Below are 13,557 nucleotides of genomic sequence, written 5' to 3'. Positions count from 1 at the left end.
TGCACATTTTCGGGAGCGGATGTTTCGAGGTAGACGGGGCGCTGCATCTTTTCCGCGATATGCTTTACTTCCTGCAGCAGTTTCCCGCCGGTGCCGCCGCGCCGCCGGTCCGGCTGCACGCCGATGAACCAGAGATACGCCATGGGCACCTCCGGGCGTACGGCCTGCACCAGTTGCCGCCGGGCTTTCACTTTCGCGAGGTTCTTCCACCCGATGGACTGCCAGACCAGCCTGAGATCCAGCCAGCGGGTGTATAAGTTTTCGGGTTTGCGGTCCGGGTAAAGCAGCAGCGCGCAACCCTGCCGGTCGTCGGACAGCAACACATCGCCATACCGGATGCACAGTTCGAAAGCGTATTCCATCAGCCCGCGGATATGCTTTTGCGTATCGCCTTTCCTGCGCACCGCGGCCAGCACACTGCGGTTGTGCGCGAATGACTGGGTGAGGATGGCGGTGACGAGGGCTTTGTCGGCACGGGTGGCTCGTTTCATGCCATAAACTTACTCAATTTTCGGATGCCCTGTGGCGGTGGGAATTCAGGCTGATTTTCAGTTGCATTTGAACCGGCAGGATTGCGTGGCAGGGGATATGGACAAATGTTTATATTTACCGGAATAATCCCAATGTCCTATGCTGACACTCATCTTTGTGCTGTTGATCGTGATCCTGGTAATGATATGGTCGAACCAGGGTAAAGTTGATGCGAAACTAAAAGATATTTCCCTGCGGCTGGAGCAAATGCGGCAGGAGGCGGAAGAGAAGGCGACCCCTCCGGCACCGCAAGCCCAGTTTTCTCCGAAGATCTCCCTGGAATCAGGGGCACGTTCCCCCGTTCCTCCGGAGCCTGCCCCGCCGATACCGGAACCCCTTTCTCCGGTACCGGAGCCGGCGGAAACCAGAGCTGCCATGCAGGAGGCTTTCCAGGCGGCCGAAGCGCGCCAGGAAGAAAGGTATATCCCGGAGGAGCCGCAGCCTTCCTTCCTGGAAAAATTCATGGATAAAAATCCCGATCTCGAAAAATTCATCGGCGAAAACCTGTTCAACAAAATCGGTATCGCCATCCTCGTGATCGGTATCGGCTTCTTCCTCAAGTTCGCCATCGATAAAAACTGGATCAACGAAATCGGCCGCACTTTCATCGGATTCCTTTGCGGTGCGGCGCTCATCGCCCTGGCGCACCGCATGCGCAAATCCTTTGCGGCTTTCAGCTCCGTGCTGGTAGGCGGCGGCGTGGCCGTGCTGTATTTCACCGTGTCCATCGCATTCCATCAATATCAACTGGTCGGGCAAACGGCGGCGTTCCTGCTGGCGGTGCTCATCACGGCGTTTACCGTGTTTTTGTCTGTCAGCTACGACCGCCGCGAATTGGCCGTGCTGGCTATCCTTGGCGGGTTCGGCGCGCCGTTTATGGTTACCACTGGCCAGGGCAACCTGCCGGTTTTCTTCTCCTGGGTGCTGATCCTGAACACCGGCATGCTCGTGCTGGCGTATTTCAAGAAGTGGAGTATCGTCAACATCATCTGCTACGGCATTACATTGTTGATTTTCCTCGGATGGATGTTTTCCGGCGCGTTGGGAAGCGAATACATCAAATTGCCGGATGTAGCTACGGTATTCCTTTTTGCGATGCTGCATTATTTCGTGTTCTTCCTCATGAACGTGGTCAATAATGTGCGCAATGGCATGCGTTTCGGCGGGTTGGAAATCGGTATCCTCCTCAGTAACACCTTTTTCTTCTACGGCGTAGGCATGGTGCTCCTGGATAAACTCGGCTGGAACAACTGGCAGGGATTGTTCACCGCGCTCATGGCGGTGTTCAACTGCGTATTTGCGTGGTTACTGTTCCGCAACCGCCGCGCCGACCGTACGCTGGTGTACCTGCTGATCGGGCTGGTGCTCACTTTCATGAGCCTGGCCGCTCCCGTGCAGCTGGAAGGGAATTACATCACGCTGTTCTGGGCGGCGGAAGCTGTGCTGATTTTCTGGTTGTACGGGAAGTCGGGGATCGTGCAGATGAAATACGCGTCGATGGCCGTGCTGGTGCTGATGTTGATCAGCCTGGCGATGGACTGGCGGCAATTATATTTTGCCGGCGGGTTATCGCCGGTCATCAATAAAGCCTTCGTGACGGGGATCGTTGCGGTGGCGGCCATTCATCTGTTATTGCGGCAGGTGCGGCAACAGGCAACGGAATCGCCGTTTTTTCCGGGCGTTACATCCGGGATGATGGTGCGCTGCCTGCAGGTGGTGTTTGTGCTGGTGCTGTATATTGTGGTGATGCTGGAGATCGTGGAGCAGGTGAATACTACGCGCCCGGCGTTGACGCCCGTGGCTACAGGGATTTTCAACTTCGGGTACCTGGCTGCGCTGATAGCGGTGGCCAACCGCCGGCAGGATAAAGGCGCCGGGGTGTTGGCTGTATTGGCTTTCCTGGCGGGCGTCGCTTATCTCGTGTATTATAACCTGGCCGTGGTGAAGGTGAGAACGCTGGTGTTGTTGGGAGACATGCCGCGCTGGGGCTTCCTGCTGCATTACGTGCAGATCGGTTTGCTGGTTTGGCTGATGGTGGAATTCCGCAAGGCGGTTTTAGGTTTGAAGCAGGAATCCATACATATGCTTTTGAACTGGTTCCTGCCATTCCTTACGCTGTTCGTGCTCAGCGCGGAGCTGTCGCATATCGCCGTGATGCTGCGCGCACCGGTGGCGGCGGAAGAAACGTTAAGCACCGTTCACCGTACCGGGTATGCATTATTGTGGGGCCTGTTCGCATTTGGGCTGATGTTTATGGGGCTGCGGATGAAGTCGCGCGACCTGCGGATCGTGGCCATCGCGGTATTCGCCGTTACCTTGCTGAAGCTGTTCCTGTTCGATTTGAGGGGATTGGGTGAAGGCGGGAAGATTGCGGCATTTATTTCGCTGGGTATATTATTATTGCTGATATCTTTCATGTATCAACGGTTAAAGAAAATTATTCTCACGGATGATCTACCTGAGCAAAATGAAGAAAAGCTGCCTGATTAGCATCAGCATATTACTGGCCGTGATGGGAACCTCCGCGCAGGAGCGCCCTGAATTTGAGTGGGAAGCGCCGTTGCCGGAGGTGCGGTCCGCCGGATTTTACCGTATCCCGGTAACGCCCGCGCTCAGCGCCAAAGCCTGGCGCAACGGCGAATGGGATATCCGGATCTTCCGGGATTCCGCGGAGATCCCTTATTTCATCGAGCGGAATTACGAATGGCTGTCGGAAGGCGACTTCATAGCCTATGCCACGCCGGAACTGGTATTCGTTCCCGGCAAGGAAACGGTGATCGTATTCGAGCCGAAGCCGCAGCAGGCTATCCGGGAATTCGGGCTGCGGTACGCCAATACGGCCGTGAAAAAGAACGTGGTGCTTACGGGCAGCAATGACAGGCAGCTGTGGTATGCGCTGCGCCCGCCCTTCCAGCTGGACCCCGCGGCGGCGGTGCCCGTGAAAGGGAAAGATACCATCATCGAAGAAACGATTACGCTGCCGGTGTCCGGTTTCCGGTATTTCCGGCTGGTGATCAACGACAGCGCCAGCGCACCAATACTTTTCAATTGCGTGGGTTTCCGCAGGGATGCGGACCGCCGCGAAGTGATCCGCCGGATTGGCGGTGTGCCGATGCAGTTGTTGAAAGGAAAAGATCGTCGTACCGACCGCTTCCTGGTCGTATTGCCGGCTGCTTACCCGCTGTCGGAGCTGCGCCTGCAATTCCTGCAGCCGCAGATGTACCGCCGGGATGCGGTTTTATTTGCCATAGAGAACGGGCGGGAAAGGCAGCTGGCGTTCGGCAGCGTAAGTTCTGAAGATTCGGTCAACCGGTTCCCGCTGCGGGAAGCGGAAGCGTGCGACAGCCTGGTGGTGCAGGTCGAAAACGGCGATAACCCGCCGCTGGTGCCCGGCGATGCGGAATTGTGGCAGGATGAGTGGGGGATGACCGCGCAGTTGGAGCCGGGGCGCTACGCCCTGCGCGGCGGGGCTCTGGGGCAACGGGCGCCGGTATACGATGCGGCGTATTTCGCGACGAAGTACCGCAGGCTGGCGGGGGAGGTGTTGGCGCCGGGAGATCCGGTGGTATTGCAGAAAGATGAGGCAGGTGGAGAAAGCAAGACCTTTTTCACCTCGAAGCGGTGGGTGTGGTTGGGGATCGTGTTGGTGGTGGGGCTCCTGGGGTTTGTGGTGCGCAGCATGGTGCGGGAGATGAAGAAGAATAGAGATTGATTACAGGTATAGAAAAGCCCTCCGGTGATGGATTGGACCATGGCCGGAGGTTTTTTTATGCGCGGTTTTTCGTCAACTGTGTTTACTGGATAGTAGCATAATTGTATACAATATTTCCGTTTCCATCTTGTGTGCAATTGAAATACAATATCTTACAACCCCGGAAATATTTTTTTGAAGAAATAGCTGTAAAGGGTATTATGTTTACATAAAAGCTATATATTTGTTTACATAGTTATTCAACCAAAAAGAAAGCAAATTCCACCAGGAGGCGTCGGGGAGAGACGGAGTACGCATCTATTCAAAAATTTTCAGCGATTGTTATTTGTGCCGGCTTTGGGGCCGGACAGGCTACGCTTTTCCCATACCGGGCGAATGGAGGGGTTGCACGAAATATTGCCTATGGCATCATCAGACATGTTAAGATAGCGGCTACATATTTCTCCGTATGTATGCAGGGGATTTTTTCAAAGGAGTACAACAGTAATAATTCTATTAACTAATCTTCTATTTCACTGAAGTATGGATCGTACAATTCATATCGGGAAAAATGCACGTCTGGCCACTGTCCGCAAATCGGCAGCCGTTAAAGCTGCCGCCCTTTGCCTGGCGGTGATGAGCGCCGGTATTTTACCTGCCGCTGCCTATGGATGGCCTGTTGAGGTATCCGCCTCACGCTTTGTTGCCATCAACGTGACCGGTAACGTTACCGACGACGAAGGCGCCCCCATGCCGGGCGTAGTAGTGGCCATCACAGGCACCAGCAAAGCCGTGATCACCGACGGAAACGGGTTTTATTCCATCAAAGACGTACCGGAAGGAGCGTCCCTTACCTTTAAAATGGTCGGATACGTTACCCGGCAGGTGCCCGCCAGCCAATCCGTCATCAACATCCAACTCGAAAAAGACATCCGTACGCTCGGCGAAGTGGTAATTACAGATGGTTACCGCAACTTCACGCCGGCCACATCTACCGGTTCCATCAACACGGTAAGCGGCATCACTCTCGAGAACAAACCTTTCGCCAGCTTCGCGCAATCCCTGCAGGGCCAGGTGGCGGGCCTCACAGCTCCCGTTACCAGCGGCCAGCCCGGCGCCAACATCGATATCCGCATCCGCGGCGCCAGCTCACTGCAGCTCAATAACAACCCGCTGATCGTGATCGACGGCATGATCGTCAACACCGGCCAGCTTTCTCCCTATTCCACCACTTCCAACGCCCTCGCAGGCCTCAACCAGAACGACATCGAGCGGATCGACGTGCTGAAAGACGCGGCGGCGACGGCGGTATACGGTTCGAGGGGGGCGGCAGGCGTTATCCTCATTACTACCAAACGCGGTAAATCCGGTAAAACACAGATCCGGGTGGATGCGGAAAGCGGCATGTCCAGCGAGATACCTTTGCCTTACGCAGGCCGGCCCCTCAGCCCGGAACACTATGCGGAACTTTTCCGCGAAGCCCTGGCCAACGCCGGCAACACGCCCGACCAGATCGAAGCTACGGCGGAGCGTTTCGGCCTCAACAGCGGCAAAAGCAACGATTGGTACGACCTGGTAACCCGCACCGGCAAACAGCAACAATATAACGTGAGCCTCAACGGAGGGAACGAGAAAACGAAATTCTTCGCTTCCGCAGGCTACTTCAACCAGGAAGCCACTACCATCGGCTCGGATATGAAACGGATTTCCGGCCTTCTGAACCTGGATCACCAGATCAGCAAGCGCCTCCAGTTATCCATCGGCCTCAACGCTTCCAACGTAGGGCAGAACACACCCAGCACCGACCGTACCGCCGCCAACCCCATTTGGGCCGCGCGCGCCCTCCGGCCTTTCCAGCTGGCGTATAACGACGACGGTTCCATCAACACCAAAACCACCGGGGATATCAACTTCTCCACACCATACAACCCGCTGTGGACGTCCGAGAACGACAAAAAGCAGTTGTCTTTGCTGAAACTCCTCGGCAACGCGAAACTCCGTTACAACATATGGGATAAACTTTACTTCACCACTTACGTCAGCACCGACTATAATACGTACGAAGAAACCCAGTTCCTCAATGCCATCATGGGCGACGGCGCGAACCTGAAAGGCCGCTCCCGCAACGCTTATATCCGCATCTTCAACTGGCTCACCCGCAACCAGCTCGATTACCGCTTCGATATCGATCCGGCCAACGACTTCTACGTGACAGCATCCGTGGGTTATGAAGCCCAGCGCTCCCGTGAGTACCGCATGGTGGCCGACGGCTACGGGTTTCCTGCTGCCCACGAAGGCCTCACCGCCCTGGGGAACGCCGGTACGGCGAATACGGCTTACGCGGACTATAACAACTTCGCGTTCGTTTCCACTTACGGCAATGCCAGCGTGAACTACCGGAATAAATATGTGATGAACGCTTCGCTCCGCCGCGATGGTTCCTCCCGCTTTGCATCCAACCAGCGGTACGCGAACTTCTGGTCGGTAGGCGGCACCTGGAACGTGCACGAAGAGCAGTTCTTTGCGAAACAAAAAGTACTGTCGGCCCTGAAGCTCCGTTCTTCCTACGGCACCACCGGCAACGCGAGCCTTGGCAACTACCAATGGCTGCCCCAGGTAACTTATGGCGCGGGATTCGCCTATGCCGGCGTGATCGGGCAATCGTTCAGCGCCCTCGGCAACCTGGACCTCACCTGGGAAACGTCGAACAAATTCGACGTAGGTGCTGATTTCGGATTTGCGAAGAACCGTTTTATGCTGTCTGTCGACTATTACTATAACAACATCAACGGCCTGATCCAGGACATGCCCGCGTCCCGCGTGACGGGTTTCACCAGCGTGAAGCAGAACATCGGCGCGATGGCGAACAAAGGCTGGGAGTTCATGCTGCGCGGCGACCTGGTTCGGGTGAAGGATTTCAACTGGAACAGCAACATCAACGCTGCCTTCAACCGGAACGAAATCACCAAGCTGCCGCCCAACACGGCGGAGCAGAACGGCAACTTCTACCTGAAGGAAGGACATAGCTTCAACCAGTTCTACATGCGCGAATTCGCGGGCGTAGATCCGCAAACCGGTGCGATTTTATATTATACTGATGGAACGCATTCCGCCAAAACGGATAAATCCGGCGAAGCGAAAATGTTCCCGCTGGACCGCTATTCCATTCCCAGGGCCACGGGCGGTTTCTTTAACATGTTCACGTATAAGAATATTTCGCTGGGCGTAGACTTCAACTATGCGCTCGGGTATTCGGTGCTTTCTGCTTCCGACGTGTACTTCACCGTAGGTAATTATTACACCAACAACAAGTACCAGTATATCTACGACAACCGCTGGACAACGCCCGGTCAGGTTACCGATGTGCCGAAATACACCCAGGGGCAGGATATCACGCCCAGCACCTACAGGCTGTATAAGGGCGATCACATCCGCCTGAAAAACGTGCAGGTGGGATACGACTTCAACAATCTCGCGGCGATCAAACGGATCGGGGTGTCCAAACTGCAGGTGTATGCACGCGCAACCAACCTCGCCACCTGGACGTTCGACAAGCGCCTGCCTTTCGACCCGGAAGTAGGGTATAGCGGCCTGGACACGCAGGATATGTTCCAGTACAAAACATTCACCTTCGGCATTAACGTGGGACTTTAAAAAACTGACACATGAAGAAAAGAAATGCATATATAGCGATACTGGCTGCCATGACGATGACGGCGGCTTCCTGTGGCAAGAGCTTTCTCGACGAAGAACCTTCCCTCAGCGTTTCGGTAGGCAGTGCGATCCTGACGGAAGGCAACATGCTGGAAGCGATGAACGGCGCCTACCGCGCCATGACGCCAACTTTGCTTTTCGGGCGCAACGTGCCGCTGTTCGGCGATCTGCTGGCGGATAACGTTTACCTGTCCATCTCCAATTCCAACCGGCTCGTTCCCATGAACAACTATACTTTCGTGGGTTCTTCCGCCGAGGCCGCGGGCATCTGGGCGAATGCCTATATCGCCATCCAGCAGGCCAACCGCGTCATCAGTTCGCAGCTGACCGCCAGCAATAACGTTAACCAGATGGCCGGCGAAGCACATGCGCTGCGCGCCATCTGTTACTTCTACCTCGTGAATTACTTCGCGAAACCATATGCGGAGAATCCCGAAGCGGATGGCGTACCCGTGGTAACGCTGCCTTCCAGCGAAACCGGCGCGCTCATAAAACCCGCGCGGAATAAAGTGAGTGAAGTGTACGCCCAGATCGTGAGCGATCTTGAAAAGGCGTATGAACTGATGCCGGCCACGGGCATGACGATCCATCCCAATAACTCCAATTTCTTCTCCAAATACGCCGCCAAAGCCCTCCAGGCCCGCGCTTACCTCTATATGGGCGAATGGGCCAAAGCCAGGGACGCGGCCGCGATCGTGGAGAAAGACGGAGGGTACAGTCTTGCCGGAACCGAAGCCGCATTCAATACCTATTGGGGCGGCAACGTAGCGCGGACAGACAAGCTGGAAACGATTTTCGAGCTGAATTACAACTCCACCGCCAACCTGGGCGTGGAAGGGCTTGACGCGATCTATAGCCGCGCTGCAGTGGGCGATATGCTGGTGACCGACGAGCTGTATAATCTTTATGCCGCCACCGACCGGAGGCGCGGGCTGATCGTACCAGGCCAGCGTGGCGGGCTGGATGTGCTTTACGTGAATAAATATCAAAACACAGGCATCGCCGATCGCGACGAAGTGAAGCTGCTTCGCTATGCCGAGGTGCTCCTCATCCTGGCCGAATCGCATGCCCGCCTGGGCAACGATACCGAGGGACAGAAATACCTGAACATGGTGGCGCAAAACCGCGATGCATCTTTCGCGGGCTACGCGCTTACCGGCCAGGCCCTCGTGGATGCCACTATTACGGAGCGGAGGAAGGAGCTGGCATTCGAAGGGCTGCGGCTGTTCGATCTCTACCGGCAGAATGCTACCTTTAACCGGCCCAACATGGGCGTGAAGGCGCATTCGTCTTACGTGGAAGTAAAAACGACGGATTTCAGAAGATTGCAGCCGATCCCGGAAGCGGAACTGGCGGCCAATCCGAATATGAGAAAGAACCTGGGGTATTAGTATCAGGACTGTAGTTTGTGCCGGTTCCCCGGGGGCGAATGCTCCGGGGAATCCGGCTTTTATCAACATACGAGAGATGGAATAGAAAATGCATATGAAATTGAAAACAGGTGTAGTTATTTGTGTGTTGTTGAACTTCGTTTCAATGACCGTTTTCTCCCAGGCTTACCCGGCGGTGGTGGGAGATAAGTATGTAAACCGCCAGCCCGCCAGCCGCGCGAAGCTCAACAGAAACTCCGTGGCGGTGGTGAATGCGGCGGATGGTAAAGGGAAACTGGTGGGGCTGAAGAAAGATGCGAAAGCCGGCCGCCCGGCGGATCTCACCTTCACGGTGAAAGTACCGGCCGCCGGGTTGTATGAATTATCGACCTGGGCGGTTCCCGAAAAGGAAGGTACGCCCGCTGCTGCCGCGCATGTCAAAATACAGATCGGCGGCCGCCGTCCTACCAAACGAATTTTGTTTGACGCATATCATGGCAACCACCAGGTAAGCGGTAAGTTCGATATGGAAGCGAAGGAAGAGCAGGTGAAGATCTGGTTGCCGGAAGGCGTGCGCCTGGGATATATCGAATGGAAGAATGCCAACGATCCGGCCATCCCGGAGAAGGCGCAACGCTATACGCCCGGGATCACGCCGCCTGCGGGGCATCCCAGAATCTGGGTGACGCCGCAATCTCTGCCTGTTGTGAAGGCGCGCCTGATGCAAGGGGAGAACAAAGCCGTCTGGGATAAAGTGCATGCTGCCGCTATCGTTCCCTTCCGTTTTGATTTCAATCCCAATGAAGAGATTTTTTACCGGGAAGATGTGGAGAAAGCCGTGGAAACAAAGGCATTCTATTATCTCATGACCGGCGACAAAACCGTTGGCCGCGAAGCGTCGAAGCTCATGGCCGATTATTTGTCGGTGCTGGAATTCGGGAACGTCACCTACGGCGATATCACCCGCGAAATCGGGCGTTCCATTTACGTGGCGGCGCTGGTGTATGACTGGTGTTACGATCTGCTGGGCGAACCCGACCGTAAAAACCTCCGGTTCCATATGCTCCGCCTGGCGCGTGACATGGAGATCGGGTGGCCGCCGTTTATGGACAGCATCATCAACGGCCATGGCAACGAAGCCCAGATCAGCCGCGACCTCCTGGCCATGGCCATCGCCATGTACGACGAAGATCCGCTGCCATACAAATACACGGCGTACACCGTGCTGGAAGAACTGGCGCCTATGCGCAAATTCGAATACGAATCGCCGCGGCATAACCAGGGCGTCGACTACGGAGCCTACCGTCTTATGTGGGAAATGCACGCCGTTTGGCTGTTTTACCGGATGACGGGCCATCCCGTTTTCGACGATAACATCAAACACCTCCCGTACTATTGGCTTTACATGCGCCTGCCCGACGGGTACATGCTCCGCGACGGCGACATGTTCTCCGTAAAAGGCGGCAGCAACACCCCGCTCTACTGGAAGCAACCGATGGCCATGCTCCTCAGCTACGCGTATGCCAACGATCCCTTGCTGAAAGCGGAGTTCCAGCGGCAGGGCGGGTTGCCTGACAATCCCGTGTTGTTCCTGCTGGTAAACGATCCCGCTTTGCCGGCGGATCATGATCTCACGAAACTGCCGTTGACGAAGGATTTCGGCAAAGTGCTCGGCGGCGTGGTGGCACGTACCGGCTGGAACAATAAGCCGGAAAGCAAAGATGTGATCGCCGAGATCAAAGGCGGTGGTTATCATTTCGCCAACCACCAGCATGCAGATGCGGGTGCGCTGCAAATCTATCATCACGGCATCCAGGTGGGGGATATCGGGTTATATCTTTCATACGGTACGCCTTACGATTTCAATTTCAATAAAAGATCGATCGCGCATAGCATGATGCTGGCCGTTGACCCGCAGGAGAAGCTGCGCTTCCGCACAAAGCTCCAGGATGGTGGTACCCGCTTCAACCAGCGCTTCCCGCAGTCGATGGCGGAAACCACCACGGACCCCTGGTTCGACAACGGGAAGGTGATGTCGGGCGCTTTTGGCCCCTCGGCTGAAAAGCCCGCCTTCAGTTATTTCAAAGCCGATCTGACCGGGGCGTATTCTTCCAAGATGTCGCAATACGCGCGCGGTTTCATGTTTTTGAATCTGTTCCGGGAAGATGTGCCGGCCATCATTATCCTCACCGACGATATGACCACCGCCGATCCTGCTTTCAAAAAATACTGGCAGATCAATACCCTGCAACAGCCGCAAACCTCGGGTGATACCTGGGTATTACGCAATGCTTTGAACGGGGCGGAAGGTAAAACCCACGTGCAAATGCTCCTTCCTGCCGCCGGCGCGCGCAAGCTTGAAGTGCTGGCCGGTGCGGATGCCAACAGTACCTTCGGCACCCGCTTCGAAGTGAAATCCACCAAGCCGGAAGCCAGCGCTTTCCGCATGATGGTAACACCGGCGGAGCCGCAGGCGCGGGACAAATTCCTCACCGTGTTCCAGATGGCGGAAGGCGATGCCAAACCCTTGCCCCTGCAATTCCGCGAGCATAATGGGATGTACCAGCTGACCGTGGCCGACCGCGTAATCTGCATGAGTGCAAATGCTGCGGACGCGGACGCTGCTTTTACAGTGGAAGTGCCTGCCGGCGCATCCTGGCAGGTGGTATTGGCCGGACTAAAGCCCGGTTTCTGGAATATACGCCAGGAAGGCGGTACGCTGCATTTCAATACCGGCGTGGTGGCCGGCAACAATACGGTGCATTTCACCGCCGGCGCCGGGAAATATATCGTGAGCCCGGGAAGGGCCTACGGGGCCAAGGATGTGGATTGAGCCACGCGATAATTGATTACTTGTTAGAATAGGGCCCGGTTGCTGTGAAGCGCCGGGCTTTTTTGCGCCAGGTCGCATTTTACCCCGGATTTGTCGTATCCGGCCACCCCGGATGTCGGTTTTTACCACCACTTTTGTAAAACAAACGATCGATACCGGTGGAGCAGCAACCACTTCAAAAACGGGCGAAACCGAAAAGCCAGATGAGTAGGACCCAAAAAAAAGATCTTATGTCAGCCAATTCAGTTTCTTTCCACAGAATGCTAAAAACGACGCCGGAAAAGGTTTTCCGCGCTTTCACGGAATCCGCCGCCATTGCATCCTGGCTTCCGCCCTACGGTTTTGTTTGCACCGTACACGAGCAGGACGCCCGGCAGGGCGGCTCCTTCCGGATGTCGTTCCAGAACTTCTCCACCGGCAACAGCCATGCTTTCGGCGGCAAATACCTGGAATTCAAACCCGGTGAACTGTTAAAATATACGGATACGTTCGAAGATCCAAACCTCCCGGGCGAAATGATCACCACTATTTCCATGCGCAAAACCATCGCCGGAACCGAGATCAACATTACGCAGGAAGGTATCCCGCCTGCCATTCCCGTAGAATTTTGCTACCTCGGCTGGCAGGAATCCCTGGAAAAACTGGCCAGACTCGTGGAACCGGAGATTCCGGATGCATGATAAAGAATAGGAAAAGCGGTCCGGTTTGGATCGCTTTTTTTTAGGCATATCTTCCGCAGGCCTTCCATCATTACTGATTTCCGTCTGTTTTAATTATTATATTTGTCTCTTGGCGAAATTTATTGCAGTAATTGGCGGGGTTGCTTCCATATGATGACAAGGATTTGCTGAACAGCGTGGCAGCGGGTGATGAACAGGCCTTCCGGTTATTGTTCGAACGGTACCGTATGCCTTTTTACAACGCAGGCCTGAAGCTTTCGGGGTCGCGGGAAGTTGCGGAAGAAGTTGTGCAGGAAACTTTTATCAGGATTTGGGAGAAACGGGCATACCTGCAGGAACTGGAACAGGCGAAGGGATATCTTTACCAGGTGTTCCGGAACGTGCTGTTTGCCTATTTCCGGCAATTGGCCATGCAGAAAAAGAAAGAAGGCGCCATCCTGGAATTTTATGGCGATGAGGGTGATGAAGGCGTACATGAAAAGATCAGAATGGAAGCCCGCCTGGCCTTGATCCAGGACTCGCTGCAACATTTAACCCCACAACAGGCGCAGGTTTTCAGGCTTATCCGCATGGAAGGCCTGAGCCGCAACGAAGCCGCGCAACGGCTCGGAATCTCCCCCAATACGGTTCGTAACCTGCTCGCCGGCGCCACTAACGTCCTGCGGGACAAAACTAACGGTACCGAGCTCGCGGTGCTGTTTTTCCTGGCTTTTTCAGGGAATTGAATTTTTTTTTACC

General features: G+C 55.3%; 8 protein-coding genes. 7 read left to right on the top strand and 1 reads right to left on the bottom strand.

Going from position 1 to position 13,557, the window contains the following annotated elements; all coding sequences use genetic code 11:
- Nucleotides 1–491: GNAT family N-acetyltransferase (locus tag Q0510_RS20640; protein ID WP_298715869.1), on the bottom strand; the 491-nt coding region annotated here is incomplete at its 3' end.
- Nucleotides 492–630: 139 nt separating this feature from the next.
- On the opposite strand from Q0510_RS20640, the gene Q0510_RS20635 reads away from it, so the two are divergent.
- From Q0510_RS20635 to Q0510_RS20605, 7 genes are all read left to right on the top strand, one after another.
- A complete protein-coding gene (locus Q0510_RS20635) occupies nucleotides 631–3,021 on the top strand; it encodes a DUF2339 domain-containing protein (protein WP_298715867.1) in 2,391 nt (796 codons plus the stop codon).
- Nucleotides 2,999–4,243, top strand: a complete 1,245-nt coding sequence (locus tag Q0510_RS20630; RefSeq protein ID WP_298715865.1) for a hypothetical protein — start codon at nucleotides 2,999–3,001, stop codon at nucleotides 4,241–4,243. The genes Q0510_RS20635 and Q0510_RS20630 overlap by 23 nt, the downstream gene beginning before the upstream one ends.
- Nucleotides 4,244–4,765: 522 nt before the next feature.
- Complete coding sequence (locus Q0510_RS20625) at nucleotides 4,766–7,876, top strand: SusC/RagA family TonB-linked outer membrane protein (RefSeq protein WP_298715863.1); 3,111 nt, start codon at nucleotides 4,766–4,768, stop codon at nucleotides 7,874–7,876.
- A gap of 11 nt (nucleotides 7,877–7,887) precedes the next feature.
- The gene (locus tag Q0510_RS20620) at nucleotides 7,888–9,327 is read left to right on the top strand and encodes a RagB/SusD family nutrient uptake outer membrane protein (protein ID WP_298715861.1); all 1,440 of its coding nucleotides are present in this window, start codon (nucleotides 7,888–7,890) and stop codon (nucleotides 9,325–9,327) included.
- Nucleotides 9,328–9,472: 145 nt separating this feature from the next.
- Nucleotides 9,473–12,139, top strand: coding sequence for a hypothetical protein (locus Q0510_RS20615; protein WP_298715859.1), 2,667 nt, complete (start codon nucleotides 9,473–9,475; stop codon nucleotides 12,137–12,139).
- 230 nt (nucleotides 12,140–12,369) lie between these two features.
- Nucleotides 12,370–12,819, top strand: a complete 450-nt coding sequence (locus Q0510_RS20610) for an SRPBCC family protein (protein WP_298715857.1) — start codon at nucleotides 12,370–12,372, stop codon at nucleotides 12,817–12,819.
- A 140-nt stretch (nucleotides 12,820–12,959) separates the two neighbouring features.
- The gene (locus Q0510_RS20605) at nucleotides 12,960–13,544 is read left to right on the top strand and encodes a sigma-70 family RNA polymerase sigma factor (protein WP_298715855.1); all 585 of its coding nucleotides are present in this window, start codon (nucleotides 12,960–12,962) and stop codon (nucleotides 13,542–13,544) included.
- The last annotated feature ends 13 nt before the right edge of the window (nucleotides 13,545–13,557 follow it).

The organism is uncultured Chitinophaga sp., assembly GCF_937874145.1.
Lineage (GTDB): Bacteria > Bacteroidota > Bacteroidia > Chitinophagales > Chitinophagaceae > Chitinophaga.
This window is presented reverse-complemented; position numbering and strand designations above follow the sequence as displayed.

Excerpts from the sequence above, each read along its gene's own strand:
- Q0510_RS20635 (WP_298715867.1), top strand. The coding sequence starts at position 631 with ATGCTGACACTCATCTTTGTGCTGTTGATCGTGATCCTGGTAATGATA.
- Q0510_RS20630 (WP_298715865.1), top strand. The coding sequence starts at position 2,999 with ATGAAGAAAAGCTGCCTGATTAGCATCAGCATATTACTGGCCGTGATG.
- Q0510_RS20625 (WP_298715863.1), top strand. The coding sequence starts at position 4,766 with ATGGATCGTACAATTCATATCGGGAAAAATGCACGTCTGGCCACTGTC.
- Q0510_RS20620 (WP_298715861.1), top strand. The coding sequence starts at position 7,888 with ATGAAGAAAAGAAATGCATATATAGCGATACTGGCTGCCATGACGATG.
- Q0510_RS20615 (WP_298715859.1), top strand. The coding sequence starts at position 9,473 with ATGACCGTTTTCTCCCAGGCTTACCCGGCGGTGGTGGGAGATAAGTAT.
- Q0510_RS20610 (WP_298715857.1), top strand. The coding sequence starts at position 12,370 with ATGTCAGCCAATTCAGTTTCTTTCCACAGAATGCTAAAAACGACGCCG.